At 73.2% G+C, this 24,207-nt stretch carries 23 protein-coding genes; 10 read left to right on the top strand and 13 right to left on the bottom strand.

Annotation, left to right across the window (positions count from 1 at the left end):
- Positions 1-94 precede the first annotated feature (94 nt).
- The 7 genes from AB0K34_RS11415 to AB0K34_RS11385 all read left to right on the top strand — a co-directional run bounded on the left by AB0K34_RS11415 (position 95) and on the right by AB0K34_RS11385 (position 7,093).
- Entirely contained in the window at positions 95-1,366 is a 1,272-nt protein-coding gene (locus AB0K34_RS11415; RefSeq protein WP_364547624.1) for an extracellular solute-binding protein, read from the top strand.
- Between the two features lie 21 nt (positions 1,367-1,387).
- On the top strand, positions 1,388-2,359 hold the full coding sequence (locus AB0K34_RS11410; RefSeq protein WP_138633370.1) for a sugar ABC transporter permease: 972 nt from the start codon (positions 1,388-1,390) through the stop codon (positions 2,357-2,359).
- Entirely contained in the window at positions 2,356-3,198 is an 843-nt protein-coding gene (locus AB0K34_RS11405; RefSeq protein ID WP_171068821.1) for a carbohydrate ABC transporter permease, read from the top strand. Before AB0K34_RS11410 ends, AB0K34_RS11405 begins: the two co-directional genes overlap by 4 nt.
- Positions 3,195-4,661, top strand: coding sequence for a glycoside hydrolase family 3 N-terminal domain-containing protein (locus AB0K34_RS11400; RefSeq protein ID WP_240807137.1), 1,467 nt, complete (start codon positions 3,195-3,197; stop codon positions 4,659-4,661). Before AB0K34_RS11405 ends, AB0K34_RS11400 begins: the two co-directional genes overlap by 4 nt.
- Before the next feature lie 120 nt (positions 4,662-4,781).
- The gene (locus AB0K34_RS11395) at positions 4,782-5,246 is read left to right on the top strand and encodes an Rrf2 family transcriptional regulator (protein WP_138633373.1); all 465 of its coding nucleotides are present in this window, start codon (positions 4,782-4,784) and stop codon (positions 5,244-5,246) included.
- Between the two features lie 3 nt (positions 5,247-5,249).
- Complete coding sequence (locus tag AB0K34_RS11390) at positions 5,250-6,032, top strand: DNA-formamidopyrimidine glycosylase family protein (protein ID WP_138633376.1); 783 nt, start codon at positions 5,250-5,252, stop codon at positions 6,030-6,032.
- A gap of 170 nt (positions 6,033-6,202) precedes the next feature.
- On the top strand, positions 6,203-7,093 hold the full coding sequence (locus AB0K34_RS11385; protein ID WP_138633379.1) for a LysR family transcriptional regulator: 891 nt from the start codon (positions 6,203-6,205) through the stop codon (positions 7,091-7,093).
- A gap of 120 nt (positions 7,094-7,213) precedes the next feature.
- On the opposite strand, the gene AB0K34_RS11380 is transcribed toward AB0K34_RS11385, so the two are convergent.
- The 4 genes from AB0K34_RS11380 to AB0K34_RS11365 form a co-directional block, all read right to left on the bottom strand.
- The gene (locus AB0K34_RS11380; RefSeq protein WP_138633382.1) at positions 7,214-7,681 is read right to left on the bottom strand and encodes a DNA starvation/stationary phase protection protein; all 468 of its coding nucleotides are present in this window, start codon (positions 7,679-7,681) and stop codon (positions 7,214-7,216) included.
- Positions 7,682-7,811: 130 nt separating this feature from the next.
- Positions 7,812-8,165, bottom strand: a complete 354-nt coding sequence (locus AB0K34_RS11375) for a helix-turn-helix transcriptional regulator (RefSeq protein WP_138633385.1) — start codon at positions 8,163-8,165, stop codon at positions 7,812-7,814.
- Between the two features lie 111 nt (positions 8,166-8,276).
- Entirely contained in the window at positions 8,277-9,572 is a 1,296-nt protein-coding gene (locus tag AB0K34_RS11370; RefSeq protein ID WP_138633388.1) for a CinA family nicotinamide mononucleotide deamidase-related protein, read from the bottom strand.
- A 487-nt stretch (positions 9,573-10,059) separates the two neighbouring features.
- On the bottom strand, positions 10,060-10,572 hold the full coding sequence (locus AB0K34_RS11365; protein WP_138633391.1) for a DUF1990 domain-containing protein: 513 nt from the start codon (positions 10,570-10,572) through the stop codon (positions 10,060-10,062).
- Between the two features lie 88 nt (positions 10,573-10,660).
- Here AB0K34_RS11365 and AB0K34_RS11360 point away from each other — a divergent pair, with 88 nt between their 5' ends.
- Positions 10,661-11,446 carry an MOSC N-terminal beta barrel domain-containing protein gene (locus AB0K34_RS11360; RefSeq protein ID WP_138633394.1) on the top strand — a complete coding sequence of 262 codons (786 nt, stop codon included), beginning with the start codon at positions 10,661-10,663 and terminating at the stop codon, positions 11,444-11,446.
- 3 nt (positions 11,447-11,449) lie between these two features.
- Here the strand turns inward: AB0K34_RS11360 and AB0K34_RS11355 are convergent, their stop codons facing one another.
- The 8 genes from AB0K34_RS11355 to AB0K34_RS11320 form a co-directional block, all read right to left on the bottom strand.
- Positions 11,450-12,040: a CDP-alcohol phosphatidyltransferase family protein gene (locus tag AB0K34_RS11355; protein ID WP_138633397.1), complete on the bottom strand. Its 591-nt coding sequence runs from the start codon at positions 12,038-12,040 to the stop codon at positions 11,450-11,452.
- Complete coding sequence (gene rimO / locus AB0K34_RS11350; protein ID WP_138633399.1) at positions 12,037-13,449, bottom strand: 30S ribosomal protein S12 methylthiotransferase RimO; 1,413 nt, start codon at positions 13,447-13,449, stop codon at positions 12,037-12,039. Before rimO ends, AB0K34_RS11355 begins: the two co-directional genes overlap by 4 nt.
- Before the next feature lie 78 nt (positions 13,450-13,527).
- Positions 13,528-14,280 carry a helix-turn-helix domain-containing protein gene (locus AB0K34_RS11345; RefSeq protein WP_138633402.1) on the bottom strand — a complete coding sequence of 251 codons (753 nt, stop codon included), beginning with the start codon at positions 14,278-14,280 and terminating at the stop codon, positions 13,528-13,530.
- A 139-nt stretch (positions 14,281-14,419) separates the two neighbouring features.
- Positions 14,420-17,086 (bottom strand): DNA translocase FtsK, encoded by a 2,667-nt coding sequence (locus AB0K34_RS11340; RefSeq protein ID WP_364547613.1) that lies wholly within the window; start codon positions 17,084-17,086, stop codon positions 14,420-14,422.
- Positions 17,087-17,208: 122 nt separating this feature from the next.
- The gene (locus tag AB0K34_RS11335) at positions 17,209-18,894 is read right to left on the bottom strand and encodes a ribonuclease J (RefSeq protein ID WP_138633408.1); all 1,686 of its coding nucleotides are present in this window, start codon (positions 18,892-18,894) and stop codon (positions 17,209-17,211) included.
- Positions 18,891-19,829, bottom strand: a complete 939-nt coding sequence (gene dapA, locus AB0K34_RS11330) for a 4-hydroxy-tetrahydrodipicolinate synthase (protein WP_138633410.1) — start codon at positions 19,827-19,829, stop codon at positions 18,891-18,893. The genes AB0K34_RS11335 and dapA overlap by 4 nt, the downstream gene beginning before the upstream one ends.
- A gap of 155 nt (positions 19,830-19,984) precedes the next feature.
- Positions 19,985-20,206, bottom strand: coding sequence for a hypothetical protein (locus AB0K34_RS11325; RefSeq protein WP_138633413.1), 222 nt, complete (start codon positions 20,204-20,206; stop codon positions 19,985-19,987).
- Positions 20,207-20,344: 138 nt separating this feature from the next.
- Positions 20,345-21,400 (bottom strand): hypothetical protein, encoded by a 1,056-nt coding sequence (locus AB0K34_RS11320; protein ID WP_364547609.1) that lies wholly within the window; start codon positions 21,398-21,400, stop codon positions 20,345-20,347.
- 217 nt (positions 21,401-21,617) lie between these two features.
- Here AB0K34_RS11320 and AB0K34_RS11315 point away from each other — a divergent pair, with 217 nt between their 5' ends.
- Positions 21,618-21,824 (top strand): hypothetical protein, encoded by a 207-nt coding sequence (locus tag AB0K34_RS11315; protein ID WP_138633416.1) that lies wholly within the window; start codon positions 21,618-21,620, stop codon positions 21,822-21,824.
- On the opposite strand, the gene AB0K34_RS11310 is transcribed toward AB0K34_RS11315, so the two are convergent.
- On the bottom strand, positions 21,814-22,734 hold the full coding sequence (locus AB0K34_RS11310; RefSeq protein WP_138633418.1) for a DMT family transporter: 921 nt from the start codon (positions 22,732-22,734) through the stop codon (positions 21,814-21,816). The two genes, AB0K34_RS11315 and AB0K34_RS11310, sit on opposite strands and share 11 nt — an antisense overlap.
- Between AB0K34_RS11310 and AB0K34_RS11305 the strand changes: the two genes are divergently transcribed.
- Positions 22,733-24,124: a PLP-dependent aminotransferase family protein gene (locus AB0K34_RS11305; protein WP_364547605.1), complete on the top strand. Its 1,392-nt coding sequence runs from the start codon at positions 22,733-22,735 to the stop codon at positions 24,122-24,124. The genes AB0K34_RS11310 and AB0K34_RS11305 overlap by 2 nt on opposite strands.
- Positions 24,125-24,207: the final 83 nt, after the last annotated feature.

Genomic DNA, 24,207 nt, shown 5'->3' with positions numbered 1-24,207 from the left:
AGGTGGGCATGGCCAGGACCCTAAAGGGTCCGGGCCGTCTCCCTCGCACGCAGGCCATAAGGCCGCGCGAGGCGATGCCGGAAAGGAACCCCCAGTGAAGTACATCAAGGTTGCGGCCGCGGCGGCCGCGATCGCCCTGGCCGCCACGGCCTGCGGCGGCGACGGCGACAAGAAGGACGAGGCCGGCGCGGGCAAGGACCCGGCGCAGCTCAAGGTCTGGATGATGGGCGAGGGCACGCCCGAGCAGACCAAGTTCCTCGACACGGTCGAGACCGAGTTCAAGCAGAAGCACCCGAACACCGACGTCCAGATCAAGTACGTCCCCTGGCCGCAGGTCGCCACCACCTTCCAGAAGGCGGCGGCGGGCGGTGAGGGCCCGGACGTCACCGAGCTCGGCAACACCGACGTCCAGTCCCACATCGAGCAGGGCAGCCTGGCCGAGGTCACCGACGAGTTCAACGGCTGGGCCGACGGCAAGACCCTGAACAAGACGGCGCTCGAGAACGACACCTCGAACGGCAAGATCTACGCGGTGCCGTGGTACGGCGGCGTCCGCGGCGTCTGGTACCGCACCGACTGGTTCCAGGAGCTCGGCATCCAGCCGCCGAAGAGCTGGGCCGACCTGACCGCGGCGGCCAAGAAGGTGCAGGACTCCAAGAAGGTGCCCGGCATCGGCATCCCGAGCGACCAGACCAACGCGCTGCTGAGCTTCATCTGGGGCAACAACGGCGAGGTCGCGGTCAAGGAGGGGAGCGCCTGGAAGGGCCAGCTCGACCAGCCCGCGGCGGTCGAGGCGGCCACGTTCTACGCCGGCCTCGTCGCCACCGAGAAGGTCGCGCCCGAGAAGTACATCGGCAAGAACGAGCTGGAGGGCCCGCAGCGCGACTTCGCGCTCGGCAAGCTCGGCATGTACATCGACGGCAGCTGGGCGCTCAAGGAGATGAAGAAGATCTCCGAGAAGGACGCCGACAAGTGGGGCGTCTTCCCCATCCCGAGCAAGGCCGGCGGCAACGCCCCGGTCATGGCGGGCGGCTCCGACGTCGCCGTCTGGAAGGACAGCAAGGCCAAGAAGGCGGCGTTCGACTACATCACCGTCCTGAACAACGCCAAGAACGCCAAGGCGTGGGCCGACTACAGCGGCTTCTCGTCCATGCGGTCGGACGTGAAGTTCTCCGACCCCAAGCTGGAGATCTTCACCGACATCGCCGGCAACACCAAGTTCCCGCCGATCGGCGCCGGCTGGGCCGAGTTCGAGCAGGCCAAGAAGGTGCTGCCGAACACGGTCAAGGCGATCATGCAGGGCAAGAACGCCGACGAGGAGATGAAGAAGGCGAACGAGCAGGCCAACACGCTGCTGAACCCGTAGTCCAGGCTGATCGGAACGTCCATGCTCGACACCGCCCCCGCGGTGGGCAGAGCGCCCGGCCGGAGGTCCTCCGGCCGGGCGCGGCCCCGCCGCCGGCCCCGCCTCGGGCCCTACCTGCTGATCGCGCCGACCGTGCTCGTGATCGCCGTCCTGATGTTCTGGCCGATGATCCAGATCGGGGTCATGTCGTTCCAGAAGGTCGGCAACCGCCAGCTGCGCGGCGAACCGGCCGAGCAGGTGGGGACCGAGAACTTCGACAAGATCCTCAATGACCCGTTCTTCTGGCAGACCCTCCGGCACACGGTGCTGTTCGCCGTCGTCGCGGTGAGCCTGACGCTCCTCGTCGGGACGCTCGTGGGCCTGCTGCTCAACAAGCTCGGCAAGAAGATGTCGGGCTTCGTCGCCGGCGGCGTCATGGTCGCCTGGGCGACCCCGCCGGTCACCGCCGCGATCATCTTCAGCTGGCTGTTCGGCACCACCGGCGGCCTGGTCAACTGGTGCCTGGACCTGCTGCCGGACTTCCTGGTCGGCGGCGGCTGGGCCGACCACAACTGGTTCGCCACCCCGCTGTCCACCTACACCGTGCTGACCGTCTGCGTCGTGTGGCAGGCGTGCCCGTTCGTCGCCGTGTCCGTCCTAGCCGGGCTGAAGAGCGTGCCCGGCGAGCTGTACGAGGCGGCGCGGGTGGACGGCTCCGGCCCGTGGCGGACGTTCTGGAGCATCACCTACCCGATGCTCAAGCCCATCTTCATGGTGCTGCTCGTCATGTCGATCATCTGGGACTTCAAGGTCTTCACCCAGCTGTTCATCATGTCCGGGCTGGCGAACCGGGACGCGTTCAACCTGTCGCTCTACGCCTACTCCGAGGCGTTCGGGTCGCTGAATCCGAAGCTCGGCATGGGCTCGGCGATCGCGCTCGTGCTCACGTTCATCCTGCTCATCGTCACCGCCCTGTACGTGCGGGTCATGGTCCGACAGGGAGAGACGCGATGAAGCCCTCGCTGCCGCGCAGGATCCTGCTGAACGGGACGGGGATCCTCGTCTTCCTCATCGCGGTGTTCCCGGTCTTCTGGATGGCGTCCACCGCGTTCAAGCCGAACACCGAGATCTTCAGCACGACGCCGAAGCCGCTCCCCGCCCATCCGACGCTGGACCACTTCGACCTGGTGCTGAACGGCGGCATCGCCGAGGTCTCCTTCTGGGAGTACTTCCGCAACAGCGCGGTGCTCGCCCTCATCACCGTCCTCGCGTCCGGGCTGCTCGCGCTGATGGCGGCCACCGCCGTCGCCCGGTTCCGCTTCCGGTTCCGGACGACCTTCCTGGTCATGCTGCTGGTGGTGCAGATGGTGCCGCTGGAGGCGCTGGTCATCCCGCTGTTCCTCGACCTGAAGCAGCTCGACCTGCTCAACAGCCTCGGCGGGCTCGCGCTCGTCTACATCGGCTTCGCCGTGCCGTTCGCCATCTGGATGCTGCGCGGCTTCGTCGCCGCGGTGCCGCGCGAGCTGGAGGAGGCCGCCGAGATCGACGGCGCCGGCCCGGTCCGGACCTTCTTCACGGTCCTGCTCCCGCTGGTCGCGCCCGGACTCGTCGCGACCAGCATCTTCTCGTTCATCACCGCCTGGAACGAGTTCATCTTCGCCTACACGTTCCTGGAAGACCAGGACAAGTACACCCTGCCGATCATGCTGCAGTTCTTCTTCGGCCGCAGCGGCAACGCCTGGGGGCCCATCATGGCAGCGTCCACGCTGCTCACCATTCCCGTCATCGCCTTCTTCCTGCTCGTCCAGCGCCGCATGGTGTCCGGCCTCACCGCCGGGGCGGTGAAGGGGTGACGACCGACGACATCGCGACCACGGCGGAGATCGCCCGGCTGGCGCGGGGCACGCTGCTCCCGTCGTTCCCCGGGCCGACCGCGCCGCGCTGGCTGCTGGACGAGCTGGAGGGCGGCCTCGCCGGCGTCACGCTGTTCGCCCTCACCGGCAACGTGCCGAGCCCGGAGTCGCTGGCCGCGCTCACCGCGCAGATGCGCAAGGCCGGGAACCCGTTCGTCACGATCGACGAGGAGGGCGGCGACGTCACCCGGCTGGGCGGCCACGCGACCGGCAGCCCCTACCCCGGCAACGCCGCGCTCGGCGCCGTGGACGACCCCGAGCTGACCCGCCGCGTCTACCGCTCCCTCGGCGCCGAGCTGGCCGAGGTCGGCGTGAACTTCAACTTCGCGCCGTCGGTGGACGTCAACACCGCCGACGACAACCCCGTGATCGGGACCCGCTCGTTCGGCTCCGACCCCGAGCTGGTCGCCCGGCACGCCGCCGCGGCCGTCACCGGGACGCAGGAGGCGGGCGTCGCGGCCTGCGCCAAGCACTTCCCCGGGCACGGCGCGACGGTGGACGACTCGCACCTGTCGGTGCCGCTCGTCGACGCCGACCTGGAGCTGCTGGACCGCCGCGAGCTGGTCCCGTTCCGGGCCGCGATCGCCGCCGGCACCCGGGCGGTGATGACCGGCCACCTCAACCTGCCCGCGATCACCGCGGGCACGCCCGCCACGCTGTCGCACGCCGCGATCACCGGGCTGCTCCGCGACCACCTCGGCTACCAGGGCGTGATCGTCACCGACGCGCTCGACATGGAGGGCGCGAGCGGCGCGATCGGCATCCCGGAGGCGTCCGTGCGGGCGCTCATCGCGGGCGCCGACCTGCTCTGCCTCGGCCCCAAGGAGGGCGCCGAGACCGTCGAGGCGACCCTCGCCGCGATCGACGAGGCGGTGCGGACGGGGCGGCTGCCGGTCGCGCGGCTGGCGGCGGCGGCCGAGCGCACCGCGCTGCTGCGGGACTGGCTGGCCGAGCCCGTCCCCGCCGCGGTGGACCGCGCGGCCGGCCTCGCGGCGGCGCGCCGCGCCGTGCGGGTAACGGGAGCGCTCCCAGGCTGGGACGGCCCGCCGCTGGTCGTGGAGACGGAGTCGTCCGGCAACATCGCCGTCGGCCCGACCCCGTGGGGCCTGCACCCGTGGGCGCCGGACGCCGTCCGGACCGACGGCGCGGACGGGGCCGCGGACCGCGTCCTGGACCGTGCCAAGGGGCGCGGCCTGGTCGTCGTCCTGCGCGACGCGCACCGGCACGCCCGGCAGCGCGCGCTCGCCACGGCGCTGCTGACCGCCCGTCCCGACACGGTCGTGGTCGAGATGGGGCTGCCCGTCTGGCGCCCCGGATCGGCCGTCTACCTCGCCACCTACGGCGCCGCCGCGGCCAACGCCCAGGCCGCCGCGGAACTCCTCGGCCTCGCCCCGGCCGGCTGAGCCCGCGGCGCGCCCGCCGGACAAGGAGCCCGGTTCCGGCGGGCGCGCCGCGTTCCACCCGCGGGCCCGCACCACCCCCGCGGGGCCCGAGTGGTTCGTCCGACAAGGGATAATGCGTACATGCGATTGTCCGCCCGGGTCGACTACGCGCTGCGTGCCGCCGCCGAGCTGGCGGTCGCCGGGAGCCACCCGGTGACCGCGGTACAGCTCGCCGAGGCCCAGCAGATCCCGCCCAAATTCCTCGAGAACATCCTCGGCCAGCTGCGCCGGTCCGGCCTCGTCCGGAGCCAGCGCGGCCCCGAGGGCGGCTACTGGCTGGCGCGGCCCGCCGAGCGGATCTCCCTCGCCGACATCATCCGCGCCATCGACGGGCCGCTGCTCGGCGTCCGGGGCGAGCGCCCCGAGCACGTCGGGTACGAGGGGCCGGCGCGCTCCCTGCAGGAGGTGTGGATCGCGCTGCGCGCCAGCGAGCGCGCCATCCTGGAGCAGGTCACGCTCGCGCACATCGCGGCCGGGGAGCTGCCCGCCGCCGTCCAGAAGCTCACCGAGGACCCGTCCGCCTGGGAGAGCCCCTCGCTGATCTGAGCCATGCCGGAGGGCGACGTCGTCTGGTGGACGGCCCGGCGGTTGCGCGAGGCGCTCGCCGGGCGGGTGCTGACGCGCTCGGACTTCCGCGTCCCCCGGCTCGCCACGGCCGACCTGCGCGGCCGGACGGTGCTGGAGTCGGTCTCGCGGGGCAAGCACCTGCTCACCCGCGTCGAGGGCGGGCTCACCGTGCACACGCACCTGCTGATGGAGGGGCGCTGGCAGATCCGCCGCGCCGGGCCGCCGCCCCGCGACCACCGGGTCCGGCTGGTGCTGGCGAACGCGCAGTGGCAGGCGGTCGGCTACTCGCTCGGCCTCGTCGAGCTGCTGCGCACCGCCGAGGAGGACACGGCGGTCGGCCACCTCGGACCCGACCTGCTCGACCCGTCGTGGGGCCCGGAGCCGGCCGCGGAGGCCGCGGCTCGGCTCGGCGAGCAGCCCGGCCGGGCCGTCGGCGAGGCGCTGCTCGACCAGACGCGGCTCGCCGGGATCGGCAACGTCTACAAGGCCGAGGTCCTGTTCCTGCGGGGCGTCAACCCGTGGACGCCTATACGGGACGTTCCCGACCTCCCGGCGCTCGTGGAGCTGTCTCACCGGCTCCTGGACGCCAACAAGGAGCGGCACGGCCACATCACCACCGGCGACCGGGGCCGCGGGCGGGAGCACTGGGTGTACGGGCGCGCCGGGCGCCCCTGCCGGCGCTGCGGGACGCGCATCGAGCGCGCGGAGCAGGCCGGGGAGCGGGTCACGTTCTGGTGCCCGCGCTGCCAGCCCGCCGCGGGCTAGCGGGCCGGGGAGGTCCGGGCGGTCGACGCCCGCCCGGAGCCCGGGCCCCGGGCGGGTCGCCGCTTGACCGGGTCGCCGGATCCTGCGCCCGTAGGAAGATCTTCGATCGGTGACCGTTCTAAGTCAATTCTCGGGTTTCCTTATCGATCTCCCAGCTCTAGCTTTGGCACATGACCCTGGACGACCTCCGCGTGTTCACCGCCGTCTGCGCGGCCGGCAACCTCAGCGCGGTGGCGCGCGACCTGTCGTGCAGCCAGTCGGCCGTCAGCCAGCACGTGAAGCGGCTGGAACGGGAGACAGGGCTCGTCCTGCTGGAGCGGCGTCCGCGCGGCGTGGTGCCCACCCGGGCCGGGCGCATCCTGCACCGGGCGGCGACGGACGGCCTGGCGGGCCTGGACGCCGCACTGCGCCACCTGGACGACCTGCGCCGCGGCGTCGGCGGCACCGTCCGGGTCGCGACCGGCGCCACGACCGTCCGGCACTTCATGGCGGCGGGGGTGGCGGCGTTCCGCGCGCGGCACCCCGAGGCGGCCCTGCAGTTCGAGACGGCGGGATCCAGCCGGCGCTGCCTGGGTGCCGTCCGCTCCCACACGGCCGACCTGGCCTGGGTGACGATCGGCCCGGCGCTGGAGGGCGTGGAGCAGCGCGCCGCCTACGAGCTGCCGTGGATGCTCGCCGTCCACACGGGCGACCCGCTGGCGGAGCGGACGTCGATCGCGCTGGACGACCTGGCCGGGATCCGGCACATCGAGCTGCCCGCGCACTCCACGTCGCGCGTCCACCTGGAGATGCACCTCGAACGGCACGGCGTCCGGCTGGCGTCCACCACGAGCGTCGCCGACTGGGACACCGCGCTGCTGCTCGCCGAACTCGGGCTGGGGCACGCGATCCTGCCCGCGCTGCCGGGCTGGGGGCGGGGCACCGGGGACGTCCGGCTGGTCCCGGTCCCGGACCTGCCGCCGCTCGCCGCCGGCTGGGCCGCGCGCAGCTGGGACGCCCTCAGCCCGCTCGCCGTCGAGTTCGCCGACACCGTCCTGGCCCATCTGCGCGGCGGCACGTGACGTCCGGGCGCGGAAAGGCCCCGGCACCCGCCGGGAGGGCGGGTGCCGGGGCCACAGCGCGGCCGGGACCGCTTCGCGCCGGGATCGCGGCGGCGCGACGCCGAACCGGTCGCCGCTCGGTCAGGTCTGGGCCTGGAACATCCAGTGCTGCTTCTCGAGCTCGGCGGTGATGCCGATGAGCAGGTCCTGGGTCACCTGGTCGGGCTCGTCGGTCGCGGCGATGCGCTCCCGGAACCGCCCGATGATCTGCGCAAGCGTGTCGGTCACCGCGGCGACGACCTTGTCGTCGTCCAGGTACCCGGCCTCCAGCTGCGGGAGCTGCGTGCGGTCGGCGACCGTGCGGGCGCGGCCGTCGGGGTTCACGCCGATCGCCACGGCGCGCTCGGCCACGTCGTCCTGGCCGGTGCGCGCGAGGGCGACCACCTCGTCCAGGTGCTCGTGGACGACCTTGAAGTTGCGCCCGGTCAGGTTCCAGTGCGCCTGCTTGGCCACCAGGGACAGGTCGATGAGGTCGATGAGCGAGCCCTGCAGGGCCTCCCCCACGACCTTGGCGGCCTCGTCCGAAAGCGGGCTCTTGACCCTCGCCATTATCGGGCTCCTTCCGCGTCGTTACGGTTATCCGCTACAACACGGGAAGATCCCCGGGAATGCCGCGTTCATGCGTGAGACCGCGCACACCCGCGGCCCCGGGTCGGGCATGAACGCCGCGCGGGCCGGGTCAGGCCGCGACCATGTCGGCGCGGAACTCCCCGGTGATCTCCTCCGGCGTCTCCGGAATGCTCTCGGCCGGAATGCGCTCGTGCTCGGGCGCGCCCGCCATGACGGGCTCGTGCTGCAGCTCGGCGAGGGCGAGCTGATCCGCGACCTCCCTCAGCACGTGCGACAGCGGGACGCCCAGTGCTTTGCAGATCGAGGAGAGCAGCTCCGAGGAGGCTTCCTTCTGACCCCGCTCGACCTCGGAGAGATAGCCGAGTGACACCCGCGCCGCCGCGGACACCTCACGGAGGGTGCGTCCCTGGCGCAGCCGCAGCTGCCGCAGTACGTCACCGAGCAGCTGGCGAAGCAGGACCATCGTCTCGCTCCCTCCCTCAGTTCGGACCATCTGCCGGTTCCACCGTACCCGCCTTGACGGCGGCCATGGCAGACCGTTGATTTCGTGTTCGCTCGGAACGTAACGCTGTAATCAGTCCCGGTCTTCCCGATCTGCCTGAGCCTCCTCGCTCTCCTCCGCGGCGTCAAGCCCCAGCAGCACGCGTCTCAGCAGCTCAAGGGCGTGCACGACGGTCATCCGCCGGAGCACCGCGCGGGTCTCCGGGCCGGGGCCGGGCACGGGGAGTTTCGGACTGACCACAGTTCGCGAATCGCCGGGTCCGGCCACGCCGATATAGACCGTTCCCACCGGATGGCCGTCCTGCGGCTCGGGGCCCGCGACACCGGTCACCGCGACCCCGTAGGTCGCGCCGAGCGCGTCGCGGACGCCCGCGGCCATCGCGGCGGCGACGTCCGGGTGGACGGCCCCGTGCTCGGCGAGCAGTTCCGCCGGGACGCCGAGCAGCCGGTGCTTGGTCTCCGTCGCGTACGTCACCATGCCGCCCGCGAAGGTGGCGGACGAGCCCGGCATCGCGGTCAGCTCCGCGCCGATGAGCCCGCCGGTCAGCGACTCGGCGGCGGCGACGGTGGCGCCGCGCTCGGCGAGCAGCCGGTGGACGACCCGGTCCAGCGTCTCGTCCTCGGCGCCGTAGACCGCCGTGCCGAGGAGCGCGCGGACGCGGGCCTCCACGTCCGCGAGCCGGCGGGCGGCGTCCGGGCCGGCCACGGTGATCCGGATCTTCACCTCGGCCGGGTCGGGCAGGTACGCCAGGCGCACCCCGTCCATCGCCTCGACCTCGGCGAGCCGCGTCGCGACGACCGACTCCCACAGCCGGGCGGTGCGCAGCGTGCGGCGCGCGACGGCGGGCAGGCCCGCGATCCGGGCGAGCTCCGGCAGCACGGTCTCGTCCATGATCGTGTGCATCTCGAACGGGACGCCGGGCAGCGCGTAGACGACCCCGCCGGGCAGCTCGACGCGCAGGCCGGGCGCCGAGCCCGCCGAGTTGGCGAGCACCCCCGCCCCCTTCGGGACGTCGGCCATCCGCAGCGCCATCGGGCGCAGCTCGCGGCCGGCGCGGGCGCTCCGCTCGCGCAGCCGCGCCTCCAGGTCGGGGTCGCGGACGAGCGGCACCCCGGCCGCCGCGGCGAGCGCGTCCCGGGTGAGGTCGTCGTAGGTGGGGCCGAGGCCGCCGGTGGTGATCACCGCGTCGGCCCGGCCGAGCGCCGCCTCGACCGCCGCGACGATCACCTCGAGCTCGTCGCCGACGACGACGCTGCGGGTCACCTCGACGCCGTGGTCGGCCAGCCGCCGGCCCAGCCACGCCGCGTTGCCGTTGACCGTGTCGCCGAGGAGCAGCTCGTCCCCGACGGTGAGCAGTTCGACTCGCATGGGCGCTCCCGTCCTCGCCGCCGGCCGCCCGATCGCGGCCGCGGGCGAGTCGAATCTACCGGCGCGGGCCCGGCGGGGGCGCGGGCCGGTGCGGGTCCGCGACGACCCCGGTGCGCCACCGGTTCACCGTGAAAAACGGCCGAATGAGGACGCAAGCGACATAGCCCCGTTCAACCGCCGCAACCCGCTTATCCCTTTTCCGTCGCGCCGCGAAAGGAACGGCCGCGCTTCGGCCGCCCGGACGCGACCCCCGCGTCACTGCGCGCGGCCGGGACGGGCACCCGGGCGCGCATCGTCGCCGCACGTCAATGCCCCGGCCGGCCCGACAAACCCGGGACGCGCAGGTCACATTGTGAGTCAAAACTCATTTGATCGATTCGTCCCGCCGGGCGCGGGCAGGGATAATCGCATTGCGTGGCGCCCGCGCGACCGGGGCCGCGGGACCACGACCGGGGTGGGCGTGGCCTCGCGGCCCCACGCGCGGGCGTCACGGCCGCGACAGGCGGCGCAGCACGGCACCGCAGCGGCGGACGTACATCCGCTGGAACACCCGCACGAGCGGGCCCGCCAGCCGCGCCGGGGCCGTCGCGGCGCGGCTGAACAGGGTGACCGTCAGCCACACGTCGTCCTCCTCGTCCCGGTGCACGACGAACGACTCCTCCCCCGACAGCGGATGGCCCGGCAGCGTCCCGTACGCCCAGCCCGCGTAGCGCTCCTCCTCCCGCGTCCACACGATCCGGCACGGCGCGGCCACCCGCAGCGGTCCGACGCCGAGCCGGACGACGACGCTCACCCCGGGCGCCGCGCGCCCGGCGGAGGCGTCCACCCGGGCGGGGAGCGCCCGGTGCATCCAGAACTCCATGACCGCGTCCGCCGCGTTCTGGAACGCCGCCGCGCCGTGCCCGACCGGCACGCGCTCGCGCAGGTGCCGGTACCCCGCCGGCCGTTCCGCGTCCCGCGTCGCGCCCACCTCGGCGTACGTGAAGTCCCCTGCGGTCACGGCCCCTCGCTCCCAAGCTGACGAATCGCCGTCAAGTATCGCCGTTCCCCCTGTCCGCCGCGGGCGCGGGGCACGTACCGTCCCGAACATGATCGCCATCGTGGCCGCACTGAACGTCTTCCCCGTCAAGAGCGCCGGCGGCGTCGCGCTCGCCGAGGCCGAGCTGACGCCGAACGGGCTGCGGCACGACCGCGAGTTCATGCTCGTCCGCCCGGACGGGCGGCACCTCTCGCAGCGGGAGATCCCCGAACTCGCCCTGCTCCGGCCCGACTTCGACGGCGTCAAGCTCACCGTCTCCAGCCCGCTCGCGGACATGCCGCTGGTGTGCGAGGCGGTGGACGGCCCGGCGCTCGACGTCACCGTCCACAAGCGCCCCTGCCAGGGCGTCGACCAGGGCGACGAGGCGGCCCGCTGGTTCTCGGCCGCGCTCGGCACCCCGTGCCGCCTCGTCCGGTTCACCGGCACGCGGCCCACCCTGACCGGCGGCGGCACGCTCACCTTCGCCGACGGCTACCCGGTCTCCGTCCTGTCCGCCGAGTCGCTGGACGACCTCAACCGGCGGGTCGAGGACCCCCTGCAGATGGCCCGGTTCCGGCCCAACATCGTCCTGCGCGGCCTCGGCCCGTACGGGGAGGACGCCGCCACCCGGCTGCGCAGCGGCACGGCCGAGATCGAGCTGGTCCGGCCGACGGGCCGCTGCGTGATCATCAACACCGACCAGGAGACGGCCCGCCGCGCGCCAGGACCGCTCCGCGCGCTCGCCCGCTACCGCACCGCCCGCTTCGACGGCGCCCGCGAGATCATGTTCGGCCGCCTCGGCGTCCCCCGCGCGACGGGTGTCCTGCGCGTCGGCGACGAACTGGCGGTCTCCTAGCGGTCAGGACGCCGCGGGCGCGCGGCGCAGCCGCCACGCCCGGACGAGGTAGTCGACCCCGGTCACCACCGTGACCGCGAGGGCGGCGCCCATCGTCAGCCACCGCACATAGTCGAGCGGGCCGGGCAGGATGTAGAAGCCGATGGCGATGACCTGCAGCATCGTCTTCAGCTTCCCGCCCTTGCTGGCCGGGATCACGCCGTGCCGGATCACGACGAAGCGCAGCACCGTGATGCCGATCTCGCGGACCATGATGACGGCCGTCACCCACCACCACAGCTCCCCCATCGCCGACAGGCTGACCAGCGCGGCGCCGGTGAGCGCCTTGTCGGCGATCGGGTCGGCGATCTTGCCGAAGTCGGTGACCAGGCCGCGGGCCCGCGCGATGTCGCCGTCGATCTTGTCGGTGATCGAGGCGGCGGCGAACACCGCGAACGCGGCGAGCCGCCAGCCGGTGCCGTCCAGGAACAGCAGCCACACGAACAGCGGGACGAGCGCGATCCGGACCATCGTCAGCGCGTTGGCGATGTTCCAGACGCCCGCCTGCGGCGGGTCGGGCGCGCCCGCGACCGGTTCCGTGGCGCCGGCGGTCATGCGATGTCCGCGATCAGGTCCACGCCGTCGCTGCCGATGACGCGCGCCTCCACGATCTCGCCCAGCGCGAGGCCGTCGCCGCGCACGAGGACCGTCCCGTCCACCTCCGGCGCCTGGTGCTCGGCGCGGCCCTCGAACCCGCCGCCGTCGGCCTTCTCCTCCAGCAGGACGCGGACCGTGGAGCCGATCCGGTCCTCGGCGCGCTGGGACGTCAGCTCCTCGGCCAGCTCCGACAGCTCCTCGACGCGGCGGGCGACCTCGTCCGGGTCGAGCTTGCCGTCGAGGTCCGCGGCCTCCGTGCCGTCCTCGTCGGAGTAGCCGAACACGCCGACCGCGTCCAGCCGCGCGGCGGACAGGAACTCCGCCAGCTCCTCGAAGTCGTCCTCGGTCTCACCGGGGAAGCCGACGATGAAGTTGGACCGCACGCCCGCCTCCGGGGCCAGCTCGCGGATCTGGCCGAGCAGCCCGAGGAACCGCTCCCGGTCGCCGAACCGCCGCATCGACCGCAGCACCGGGCCGCTCGCGTGCTGGAACGACATGTCGAAGTAGGGCGCGACGCCCGGCGTACCGCAGATCGCCTCGATGAGCCCCGGGCGGGTCTCGGCGGGCTGCAGGTAGCTGACCCGGACCCGCTCGATCCCGTCCACGGCGGCGAGGCCCGGCAGCAGCTTCTCCAGCGCGCGCAGGTCGCCGAGGTCCTTGCCGTAGGACGTCGAGTTCTCGCTGACGAGGACCAGCTCGCGGACGCCGTGCCCGGCGAGCCAGCGCGCCTCCTCCAGCACCTCCGCCGGCGGCCGCGACACGTACGCGCCGCGGAACGCGGGGATCGCGCAGAACGTGCAGCGCCGGTCGCAGCCGGACGCCAGCTTCAGCGGCGCCACCGGACCGCCGCCGAGCCGCCGCCGCAGCACCCGCGGGCCGGACGCGGGCGCCACCCCGGCCGGCAGGTCCGCCGGCGCGCCGTGCCCCGGGACCGCCACCGCGGACGCCGACCGCTCCACCGGGCTGATCGGCAGCAGCGTGCGGCGGTCGCGCGGGGTGTGCGCGTCGCGCCGGCGGCCCGCCATGACGTCGTCGAGCCGCTCCCCGATGCCGGCGTAGTCGTCGAACCCGAGGACGGCGTCGGCCTCCGGCAGGGCCTCCGCCAGCTCCCTGCCGTACCGCTCGGCCATGCACCCGGCCGCGACGACCTTGGCGCCGGAGTCGTGCGCGGCCAGCAGCGTGTCGATGGAGTCCTTCTTGGCGGCCTCGATGAACCCGCAGGTGTTGACGACGACCACGTCCGCGCCGTCGGCGCCCTCGGTCAGGTCCCAGCCCGCGTCCTCGATGCGCGCGGCGAGCTCCTCGGAATCGACCTCGTTGCGGGCGCAGCCGAGCGTGATGAGCGAGACCTTGCGGCGAGTGGACATGCCCCTAAAGGTAATGGGCCCGGGCGACTTCGCGCGCCAGCGGGGTCGGGGCGCGCCGCCGCGTCCGCGCACCCGCGCTCAGGCGTGCTCGGGGTCGTTGCGGTCGAAGCTGAGCCGCTGCACGCCCTTGCCCTTGCCCGGCGAGCCGATGTCCTTGCCGTTGACGGTCAGGTTGACGCTGCCGCCGACGCCGACCACCAGCTTGACCTTCTTCTTGGCGGTGAAGTCCTTCTCGTCGCCCTTGTGCAGGGTGCCGATGAACAGCGTCTCGCCCTTGTCGCCGATGACGTTCAGCCAGGTCGTGCGCTTGGCCTGGACGCGCACGTCGACCTTGGTGCGCGGCGCCTCCGCGACCGGCGCGCCGCTCTTCGGCGGCGCGGACGACGGGGCGTGCGCGGACGGCGCCGGCGTCCCGGCGACCTGCCGGGCGGTGCGCTCCTCGCCGCCGCCGCGGTGCCCGACCACCTGCACGACGCCGTAGATGACGACGAGGGCGAGCGCGAGCGCCATCGCGGCGCTCCAGTTCGGCGCCTTGCGCTCGCGGAACGCGACGGGCTGCTCCGGCTCGAACGCCGAGACCGCCGACACCGGCTGCGGGGCGCCGCCGTGCGCGGCGTCGAACTCGGCGACCAGCGGCTCCGGGTCGATGCCGATGACCCGCGAGATGCTGCGGATGTGGCCGCGGGCGTAGAAGTTGCCGCCGCACAGCGAGAAGTCGTCGGCCTCCATGCCGCGGATCACGGTCTCCCGGATCCGGGTCTGGAGACTGACCTGTGTCACCGAGAGACCGGCCCGCTGACGCTCCTCCGCCAAGGTCTCACCGATGCTCACCTCGGGCCTCCTTCGGGGGCGCTCGCGGCCGATCTTCCGGGACACCAGTCTAGGAACGGCCATGCCCGATCGGCGACAGCCGACACGTTCGAAACAGGGCAAGATTTCGCATCATTCCGCAATGCCCCGTCCTCTCCGGTCAGCCGCCGCCGCGCAGTTCCGCGAGCACGCCGGGGAGGTCGTCCGGCTTGGCCAGCACGTCCCGCGCCTTGGATCCCTCGCTCGGCCCGACGATGTCGCGGCTCTCCATCAGGTCCATCAGCCGGCCGGCCTTGGCGAAGCCGACGCGGAGCTTGCGCTGGAGCATCGACGTCGACCCGAACTGGGTCGACACGACCAGCTCGATCGCCTGGACGAGCAGGTCCATGTCGTCGCCGATCTCCTCGTCGATCTCCTTCTTCGGCTTGTTCGCCTCGGCGACGTCCTCCCGGTAGTTCGCCTCCATCTGCCCCTTGCAGTGGTCGACGATCCCGTGGATCTCCTTCTCCGCGACGTAGGCGTTCTGCAGGCGCATGGGCTTGCTCGCGCCCATCGGCAGGAACAGCGCGTCGCCCTGCCCGACGAGCTTCTCCGCGCCCGGCTGGTCGAGGATGACGCGGCTGTCGGACAGCGAGGACGTCGCGAACGCCAGCCGGGACGGCACGTTCGCCTTGATGAGCCCGGTGACGACGTCCACCGACGGCCGCTGCGTGGCGAGCACCAGGTGGATGCCGGCGGCGCGCGCGAGCTGGGTGATGCGGACGACCGAGTCCTCGACGTCGCGGGGCGCGACCATCATCAGGTCGGCCAGCTCGTCCACGATCACGAGCATGTACGGGTACGGGGTGTAGACGCGCTCGCTGCCGGGCGGCGGCTTGAGCTTGCCCGCCTTGACCGCCTTGTTGAAGTCGTCGATGTGCCGGTACCCGGACGCGGCCAGGTCGTCGTAGCGGCGGTCCATCTCGCCGACGACCCATTCGAGGGCCTCGGCGGCCTTCTTCGGGTTGGTGATGATCGGCGTGATCAGGTGCGGGATGCCCTGGTACATCGTCAGCTCGACCCGCTTGGGGTCGACGAGGATCATCCGCACCTCGTCGGGCGTGGCGCGCATCAGGATCGAGGTGATGAGCCCGTTGATGCACGTCGACTTGCCCGCGCCGGTGGCGCCCGCGATGAGGATGTGCGGCATCTTCGCCAGGTTCGCCACGACCGTGCGGCCCTCGACGTCCTTGCCGAGCCCGACGATCATCGGGTGGTGCTCGTTGGTCGCGGCGGGCGAGCGCAGCACGTCGCCGAGGCTGACGATGTCCTTGTCGGTGTTGGGGATCTCCACCCCGATCGCCGACTTGCCGGGGATCGGGGAGATGATCCGCACGTCGGCGCTCTTCACCGCGTAGGCGATGTTCTTGGTCAGCGCGGTGACCTTCTCGACCTTCACCGCCGGGCCCAGCTCGATCTCGTACCGGGTGATCGTCGGGCCCCGGGTGAACCCGGTGACCTGCGCGTCGATGTCGAACTGCTCCAGCACCCCGGTCAGCGCGTTCACGACCGTGTCGTTGGCCTTCGTCCGCGGCTTGGACACGCTGCCGGGCCGCAGCGCCGACGGGTCGGGCAGCACGTAGATCTCGCCGGACGACGACAGCGGCAGCTGCTCGGACCGGCGCGGCGCGGGCGTCGGGTCGGGCACCTCGTGGGGGGCGTCCGCGGCCGCGGCGGGGCCGACGGCATGCTCGTCGGCGGTCTCGTCCGCCACCCCGTCCATCGCCCCGTCCATCGCCTCGTCGTCGAGGGGCGGCGCGGGCGGCGGCACGTCGGCGCCGAACGGGTCGGGCTCGAACAGCTCGTCGGCGAGGTCGCGGCGCGGCCGGGCGGCCTTCTTCGGCTCGTCCTCCAGCAGCGGCGTGTCGTAGGGCCGGGAGTGCTCACCGACCTCCAGCTCGCCGTCGCCGTCCTCGGTCTCGGGCTTCTTCTTGCGGCGCCGCTTCTTCGGCGCCTCCGCGTCCTCGCCCGCGGTCTCGGACGGGTGCTCCGGGCGGCCCTGCAGCGTCGCCATCGCCCACAGGTCGGCGACCCGCTCGGGGACCTTCGCGATCGGCGTCGCGGTGACGACCAGCAGCCCGAACCCGGACAGGAGCAGCAGCAGCGGCACGGCCACCCAGCCGCTGAGCGCCGCGTCCAGCGGCGCCGACACCAGCCAGCCGACGACGCCGCCGGACTCGCGGACGCCGTCCATGTCGTCCGCCGGGGACGGGACCCCGGCGGCGATGTGCAGGATGCCGAGCACGCCGACGCCGAGCGCGGTGATGCCGATGACGACGCGGCCGGTGTCCTCGTGCTGCTCGGGGTGGCGCAGCGTCCGCCACGCCAGCAGCGCCAGCAGGACGGGCAGCGCCATCGCCAGGATGCCGATCCCGCCGCGCACCACCTTCTCCAGCGCGATCGTGACGACGCCGTCCGGCCGGAACCAGGTCACCGAGGCCAGCACGATCGAGGAGCCGAGCAGCGCCAGCCCGAGGCCGTCGCGCCGGTGCTCGGGGTCGAGGTTGCGGGCCCCGTGCCCGTAGGCGCGGAAGACCGACCCGACCGCGACGGCGGCGAGCAGGTACAGCTTGAACAGCAGCTTGAAGAACCCGAGGACGGCCTGGGAGATCGGATCGGGCTTCTGCGGGGGGCGCCCCCGCCCCGAGCCGCGGCCGCTCTTGGCGGTGCCGCCCTTGGCGGCGCCGCTCGTTCGCTTCCGGGGGGTCGAACCTGCGGGCTTGCGAGCCGCACTGCCCCCCGTGCGCGAGGAGGAGGTCTTCGCGCCCCCGGACGCACGTGTGGCCATGGTTATGAGAGTAACCAAGGACCCTCGGGGTTCCCGGGATGGCGCGGGGGCGTGTTGGGAATCGGACGGCCGCGGGGCTCCCCGCCCGGAGGCGGTGCCCCGCGGCCGTCCGCCGCGGTCCGCTAGACCTCCACGACCACCGGGACGATCATCGGGCGGCGGCGGTAGTTGTCGCTCACCCACTTGCCGACGGTGCGCCGGATGAGCTGGCTCATCTGGTGCAGGTCGTTGACCCCGTCGCCGGCGGCGTCCCGGAGCACGCCCTCGATCCGCTCGATGATCTCGTCGAAGTCCTCGTTGACGATGCCGGCGCCGCGGGCGTGCACCTCCGGCCCGGCGACGATCTTGCCGGACGTCGAGTCGATGCCGACGACGATGGAGACGAACCCCTCCTCGCCGAGGATGCGCCGGTCCTTCAGCGAGGTCTCGGTGATCTCGCCGACCGACAGGCCGTCCACGTACACGTACCCGGCGGGGACGGCGCCGACGATCTTGGCGCGCCCGTCCACCAGGTCGACGACGACGCCGTCCTCGGCGATGACGACGCCCTCCTCCGGGACGCCGGTGAGCGCGGCCAGCTTGGCGTGCGCGCGCAGGTGCCGCCACTCGCCGTGGATCGGGACGAAGTTGGCGGGCTTCGTCACGTTCAGCACGTACAGCAGCTCCCCGGCGGAGGCGTGCCCGGACACGTGCACGAGCGCGTTGCCCTTGTGCACGACGCGGGCGCCCCAGCGGGTCAGGCCGTTGATGACGCGGTTGACCGCGTTCTCGTTGCCGGGGATCAGCGAGGACGCCAGCATGACGGTGTCGCCCTCGGTGATGCGGATCGAGTGGTCGCGGTTCGCCATCCGCGACAGCGCCGACATCGGCTCGCCCTGCGACCCGGTGCACACCAGCACCAGCCGGTCGGCGGGGATGTCGTCCAGGTCCCGCTGCTCGACCATGATGCCGTCGGGCACGTTGAGGTAGCCGAGTTCGCGCGCGACGCCCATGTTGCGGACCATGGACCGGCCGATGAAGCAGACCTTGCGGCCGTTGGCGACGGCGGCGTCCAGGACCTGCTGCACGCGGTGGATGTGGGAGGCGAAGCAGGCGACGATGAGCCGCTCCTTCGCGGTGCGGAACACCTCGTCCACGACCGGGCCGATGTTGCGCTCGCTGGTGACGAACCCGGGCACCTCGGCGTTGGTCGAGTCGGCCATCAGCAGGTCGACGCCCTCGGCGCCGAGCCGGGCGAAGCCGGGCAGGTCGGTGAGCCGGCCGTCCAGCGGGAGCTGGTCCATCTTGAAGTCGCCGGTGTGCAGGACGAGCCCGGCGGGGGTGCGGACGGCCACGGCGAGCGCGTCCGGGATGGAGTGGTTGACGGCGAGGAACTCGCAGTCGAACGGCCCGAAGACGCGGCGCTCGCCCTCCACGACCACGTCGGTGACCGGTTTGATGCGGTGCTCGGTGAGCTTGGCCTCCAGCAGCGCGAGCGTGAGCTTGGAGCCGACGAGGGGGATGTCGCGGCGTTCGCGCAGCAGGTAGGGGACGGCGCCGATGTGGTCTTCGTGGCCGTGCGTGAGGACGACCGCCTCGACGTCGTCGAGGCGGTCCCTGATGTATTCGAAGTCGGGCAGGATCAGGTCGACGCCGGGCTGCTCGGTCTCGGGGAACAGCACGCCGCAGTCGACGATGAGCAGGCGTCCGCCGTACTCGAACACCGTCATGTTGCGGCCGATCTCCCCCAGCCCGCCGAGCGCGACGATGCGCAGCCCGCCCTCGGGCGGCGCGGGCGGGTCCGACAGCTCCGGGTGAGGATGACTCACCGGGCGACCTCCGGCATGGCGACCTCAGGCACTTTGACTCCCCCTATCGTGAGGTCTTCTCGCAGGCGCGCCGCGAACTCCGGCGTAGCCTCCACCAGCGGCGCGCGGAGCGCGCCGCCTCCGGGAAGGCCGAGCAGGTTCAGCGCTGCCTTGACGGCGATGGCGCCCTGCGTTCGGGTCATGATGGCGGTGACCACGGGCAGCAGCCGCCGGTGGATCTCCAGCGCCCGCCCGTGCTCACCGGCGCGGTATGCGTCGATCATCTCATGGAGTTCGACGCCGACGACATGTCCGACCACGCTGACGAACCCCGCCGCGCCGACCGACAGCCAGGGCAGGTTGAGGTTGTCGTCGCCGGAGTACCAGACCAGGTCGGTCGCGGCCATCACCCGCGACGCGCCGAACAGGTCGCCCTTGGCGTCCTTGACGGCGATGATCCGCGGGTGGTCGGCGAGCTGGACGAGCGTGTCGTTCTCGATCGGCACCCCGGCGCGCCCCGGGATGTCGTACAGCATGCAGGGCAGGCCCGTCGCGTCGGCCACGGCGGTGAAGTGGCGGACGAGGCCCTCCTGCGGGGGCTTGTTGTAGTAGGGCGTGACCACGAGCAGCCCGTGCGCGCCGGCGGCCTCGGCCTGCCGGGCGAGTTTCAGGGTGTGCTCGGTGTGGTTCGTCCCGGCACCGGCGACGATCACGGCGCGGTCGCCGACCGCCTCGATGACCGCGCGCAGAAGCTTGCTCTTCTCGTCGTCGCTCGTCGTGGGCGACTCGCCCGTCGTCCCGTTGACGACGAGGCCGTCGTGGCGCCGCTCGTCGACCAGGTGGGTCGCGAGGCGCGCGGCGCCGTCGTAGTCGACGCCGCCGTCGGGCAGGAACGGGGTGACCATGGCGGTCAGCATCCGTCCAAACGGAGCGTCAGTCGTTGTGCTGGGTGCCATGCAACGAACGGTACCGTTCCGGCCGTTCCTCTTGGACCCGCAGGTCGTACATAACGTCGCCCGAAAAAGGGAGAAGCCGCCGCCACACGCTCGGGGGTACGCGTGGCGGCGGCTCCCACCTCCACATCGTGGCACGCAAAAGCGGCGTTACGGGGTCAGTCCGGCCACTTCCCGGACTCGATCGCATAACGTGACCCCGTGGTCATCTCGTGCAACCGGACACGCAGCTCCTCGACGTCGGGAGTGCGCACGAGATCGTTGCCGCGGACGGCCCACCAGAGGCCGGACCCGCCCCGCCCGATCCGCCAGCCGGCGAACTCGGCCGACAGCTCGCCGATCCGGTCGGCGTCGCGCCGCGCGGTCCACTGAGCTCCCATGGCCTCGCCCTCACTTCCTTTGCCGTCCGCTGGTCTCTGCTTGACTTCCGCACCGGGCAATACCCCGGGAGATGAAGGGCTACCCAACCCTTTCTACCTGCACGTTCAAGCGAACGGAAACGTCGCGGGCCGGGTTTCTCAACCGCTAACACTTCCTGTCCCCCGGGGCAGCCAGGTGGAACGGAAGTGGGCCCACTCGCCGGGCTCGGTCGTCCAGCCCGCGTACACGCCGACGCCGTACGGGCGCTTGGGCGCGCGCTCCAGCTGGTCGAGGCCGCGCCGGACGCCGCGCAGCGCGACCGGCAGGTCCTCCGCCCAGTCCATCAGGGGGCGGTAGGTGGGGACGCCGATGAACACGGACGTGCGGTCGCCGATGAGCTCCAGCGTCGCCCGGGTGTGCCGGGCGTAGTGCCATCCGGCGAGGGCCTCGGTCGGCAGCGACACGTCGTAGGTCATGATCGCGACCTGGTCGGCGCGGCCGGCGACCGCGCGCAGGAACTCCTTGGTCGGGCGCGGTGGGTAGTGCACCGCGCCCGTGCGCGGGATCAGCGCCTTGTAGACGGGCTGCAGGCCGTCGAAGAGCGTCGGCTGCTCCAGCGCCACCGACAGCAGCCTGCCGCGCGAGCGGGTCAGCTCGCGGGTGCGGTCCATGAGCGCCATGAACGCGTCGTCGTCGGGGTAGATCGGCTCGAAGTCGTAGTGGATGCCGTCGAAGCCGAGGTCCAGGAAGGCCGCGTCGGTCTCCAGGACCCTCTCCCGGACGGCCGCGTCGTCGAGGTCGATGACGCCCTTGCCCTCCACCACGCGGATCTGCCCCAGGTACGCCTGCGCGCGGACGCCGGGCGCGTACTTCCGCATCGCCTGGATGAGCTGCCGCGCGTAGCGGTACTTCGCGGCGGGCACCGTCCCGTCCGCCTCGAACGGGCCCGTGTGGAAGAACACGTCGCTGATGTGGTTGCGCTTCAGCAGGTCGCCGAGCGCGCGGTACTCGGCGTCGGTGTGCGGCTCCCCCACCCACTGGTGCCGGGCCCACAGCCCGTTCAGCTCGGTGCCCCGCGCCTCCGGCTCGGGCTGCCACCAGACCCAGGCGCCGGCGAAGACGAGCGCCGCGATGCCGAGCACGTAGGCCGCCGCCCACCCGGTCCAGCGCACCAGACCGCCCAGAGCACCCGTAACCCGCCCTTTACGCTTCATCACGTAATGATCTCGGATCCGCGGGGTGCTTCGGACGCCCCGTACCAGCGATCCCCCATGAAACGATCACGGTTGGGACGTGATCGCGCGCCGCGCGCTCCAGCCGTTGACATCCGGGGAATCCTGTGGTGACGAGGCGACTCAGCGGTGTCGCCCGTCGTCCCGACGGGGAGCCGCCCCGATCCTCACCGTCCGTCCGGATGGAGGTCGAACCGGCATGCGAGTACCACCGGAGCATGTGCCGCCGGAGCAGGTGTCCCCCGAGCACGGGCAGCCGCGGCCCCTGATCAGCACGCGGGCCCTAGTGATCATCATCGTGGCGATCGGCGCGGCGGTCCTCACCGCCGCCGCCCCGCGGTTCGCGATCCCGATCGGCGTCGGCGTCGGCGTCGTGACGCTGCTGGCCCAGATCGTCAAGGACTGATCCGCACGCGGGCGCGCTGGGTGAGCGCCACGCAGACCAGCACGGCGACGGCGGCCAGCGCGGTCGCGGCGTCGACCGCCTCGCCGAGCAGGAGCCCGGACCAGAGCAGGGTCAGCATCGGCTGCGCGAGCTGCACCTGGCCGCCGCGCGCGATCCCGGCCCGCGCGAGGCCCTCGTACCAGGCGAAGAAGCCCAGGTAGGCGGAGACGGCGGCGACGTAGCCGAAACCGAGCACGGCGCGTCCCGTCCACACGGGGTCGGTCGCGGCGAGCAGCCATCCGGTGACCGGGACGGTGATCGGCGCGGCCAGCAGCAGCGCCCAGGAGATCACGCGCCAGCCGGGCATGTCCCGGGCCAGCCGCCCGCCCTCGGTGTACCCGGCGGCGGCGGCCACGAGGGCGCCGAACAGCAGCAGGTCGGCGGGGGTGAAGTGGCCGCCGCCGCGGACCGCGGTGAAGCCGGTGACGCAGGCGGTGCCCGCCGCGCCCGCGAGCCAGAACGCCCCGGAGGGCCGCTCCCCCGCGCGCAGCACGCCGCACACGGCGGTGGCGGCGGGCAGCAGCCCGACCACGACGGCCGCGTGCGCGGAGGAGGCGCCCTGGTCGAGCGCGAGCGTGGACAGCACCGGGAACCCGAACACCACGCCGGCGGCGGCGACCGCGAGCCCGGCCCACTGGTCGCGGCGCGGCGGGCGGGCGCGCACCGCCAGCAGCGCGACGGCGGCGAGGGCGGCCGCGGCGGCGGAGCGGCCGACGCCGACCAGGTACGGGTCGAGCCCGTCCAGCGCGAAGACCGTGCCCGGGAGGGTGAACGAGAAGGCCAGGACGCCGAGCGCGGCGAGCCGGAGACCCGCTCCGCGGGGGGCGTCCGCTATCGGCGCGGTGACAGTAGCGCTATCCTTAGTCTTCATGAAAGACGATAGCAGTGTGGCGGCGCTCGCCGACGCGCTGCGCGCCGACGTCCGCCGCATGAACCCCGGCGAGCGGCTGCCGTCGAGCCGTGCGCTGGTGGAGCGGCACCGGGTCAGTCCGGTCACGGTGTCGCGGGCCCTCGGGCAGCTGTCCGCCGAGGGGCTGGTGGTGACGCGTCCGGGTAGCGGTGCGTTCGCCGCCGAGCGCCGCCGGCCCGCCGCCGAGCCCGCCGACTTCGGCTGGCAGGCGGTGACGCTCGGCGACCGCGCCGTGGACCCGTCCGGTGTGTCGTGGCTGCTCACCCCGCCGCCCGACGGCGTGGTGCCGCTCAGCGGCGGCTACCCGCACCCCGCGCTGCAGCCGGTCCGGGCGCTCGCCACGGCGGCGGCGCGGGCCGCCCGGCGCCCGGACGCCTGGGCGATGCCGCCGCTCGGCGGGCTGCCGGAGCTGCGCGCCTGGTTCGCCCGGACGATCGGCGGCGCCGTCACCCCCGCCGACGTGCTGATCACCAGCGGCGGCCAGCAGTCGCTGACGACGGTGCTGCGGGCGCTGCTGCCGCCCGGCGCGCCCCTGCTGGTGGAGTCGCCGACCTACCTCGGCGTGCTGTCGGTCGCGCGGGCGAGCGGGCTGCACCCGGTGCCGGTCCCGATGGACGCGGACGGGATCCGTCCCGACCTGCTCGCCGAGGCGTTCGCGCTGAGCGGCGCGCGCGTCCTGTACTGCCAGCCGGCCTTCCACAACCCGACCGGGGCGGTGCTGAGCGCCGAGCGGCGCGCGCGGGTGCTGGACGTGGCGCGGGCGGCGGGCGCCTTCGTGGTGGAGGACGACTTCGCCCGGCACCTCGGCATCGTCCCGCCCCCGCCGCCGCTGATCGCCGACGACGCCGACGGCCGCGTCGTGCACATCGCGTCGCTGACGAAGGCGACCGCGCCCAGCCTGCGGATCGCGGCGGTGGCCGCCCGGGGGCCGGTGGCCGCGCGGATCCGCGCGACGCAGCTCGTCGAGGAGTTCTTCCCGGCCCGGCCGCTCCAGGAGACGCTGCTCGAACTCGTCAGCTCGCCGGGCTGGCCGCGCCATCTGCGGGCCGTCCGTGCGGCGCTGCCGGCGCGCCGGGACGCGCTGCTCGGCGCGCTCGCCCGCGATCTGCCGGAGCTGCGGGTGAACCGCCCGGCGGGCGGCCTGCACGTATGGGCCCGGCTGCCGGACGGCGCCGACGACGCGGCCGTGGCCGAGGCCGCGCTGCGCGCCGGGGTCCTGGTCAGCGCGGGCCGGCCGTTCTTCCCCGCCGAGGCCCCCGCCCCGTACCTGCGGCTCAGCTACGGGACGGCGGCCGGGGAGCCGGAGCTGGCCGAGGGCGTGCGCCGCCTCGCGACCGTCCTCGGGTCGTGAGCCGGCGCCGGCCGGCCGGGCGCGGGCGGCCCGGGCGGCGGCGCGCCGGCAGGCCCGGCAGAGGCCGAACACGTTTGCCACGG

This window comes from Actinomadura sp. NPDC049382 (genome assembly GCF_040677125.1).
In the GTDB taxonomy this organism is placed as follows: domain Bacteria; phylum Actinomycetota; class Actinomycetes; order Streptosporangiales; family Streptosporangiaceae; genus Spirillospora; species Spirillospora geliboluensis.
Note: the sequence above shows the minus strand (reverse complement) of the source record. Positions and strands in the feature narration are given on the sequence as shown.

Bases quoted from the DNA above. Each gene is read 5' to 3' on its own strand.
- AB0K34_RS11385 (WP_138633379.1), top strand. From the start codon at position 6,203: ATGACCCTGGACGACCTCCGCGTGTTCACCGCCGTCTGCGCGGCCGGC.
- AB0K34_RS11340 (WP_364547613.1), bottom strand. From the start codon at position 17,086: ATGGCCACACGTGCGTCCGGGGGCGCGAAGACCTCCTCCTCGCGCACG.
- AB0K34_RS11390 (WP_138633376.1), top strand. From the start codon at position 5,250: ATGCCGGAGGGCGACGTCGTCTGGTGGACGGCCCGGCGGTTGCGCGAG.
- AB0K34_RS11395 (WP_138633373.1), top strand. From the start codon at position 4,782: ATGCGATTGTCCGCCCGGGTCGACTACGCGCTGCGTGCCGCCGCCGAG.
- AB0K34_RS11380 (WP_138633382.1), bottom strand. From the start codon at position 7,681: ATGGCGAGGGTCAAGAGCCCGCTTTCGGACGAGGCCGCCAAGGTCGTG.
- AB0K34_RS11305 (WP_364547605.1), top strand. From the start codon at position 22,733: ATGAAAGACGATAGCAGTGTGGCGGCGCTCGCCGACGCGCTGCGCGCC.
- AB0K34_RS11410 (WP_138633370.1), top strand. From the start codon at position 1,388: ATGCTCGACACCGCCCCCGCGGTGGGCAGAGCGCCCGGCCGGAGGTCC.
- AB0K34_RS11315 (WP_138633416.1), top strand. From the start codon at position 21,618: ATGCGAGTACCACCGGAGCATGTGCCGCCGGAGCAGGTGTCCCCCGAG.
- AB0K34_RS11325 (WP_138633413.1), bottom strand. From the start codon at position 20,206: ATGGGAGCTCAGTGGACCGCGCGGCGCGACGCCGACCGGATCGGCGAG.
- AB0K34_RS11360 (WP_138633394.1), top strand. From the start codon at position 10,661: ATGATCGCCATCGTGGCCGCACTGAACGTCTTCCCCGTCAAGAGCGCC.
- AB0K34_RS11375 (WP_138633385.1), bottom strand. From the start codon at position 8,165: ATGGTCCTGCTTCGCCAGCTGCTCGGTGACGTACTGCGGCAGCTGCGG.
- AB0K34_RS11405 (WP_171068821.1), top strand. From the start codon at position 2,356: ATGAAGCCCTCGCTGCCGCGCAGGATCCTGCTGAACGGGACGGGGATC.
- AB0K34_RS11320 (WP_364547609.1), bottom strand. From the start codon at position 21,400: ATGAAGCGTAAAGGGCGGGTTACGGGTGCTCTGGGCGGTCTGGTGCGC.
- rimO (WP_138633399.1), bottom strand. From the start codon at position 13,449: ATGTCCACTCGCCGCAAGGTCTCGCTCATCACGCTCGGCTGCGCCCGC.
- AB0K34_RS11370 (WP_138633388.1), bottom strand. From the start codon at position 9,572: ATGCGAGTCGAACTGCTCACCGTCGGGGACGAGCTGCTCCTCGGCGAC.
- AB0K34_RS11310 (WP_138633418.1), bottom strand. From the start codon at position 22,734: ATGAAGACTAAGGATAGCGCTACTGTCACCGCGCCGATAGCGGACGCC.
- dapA (WP_138633410.1), bottom strand. From the start codon at position 19,829: ATGGCACCCAGCACAACGACTGACGCTCCGTTTGGACGGATGCTGACC.
- AB0K34_RS11355 (WP_138633397.1), bottom strand. From the start codon at position 12,040: ATGACCGCCGGCGCCACGGAACCGGTCGCGGGCGCGCCCGACCCGCCG.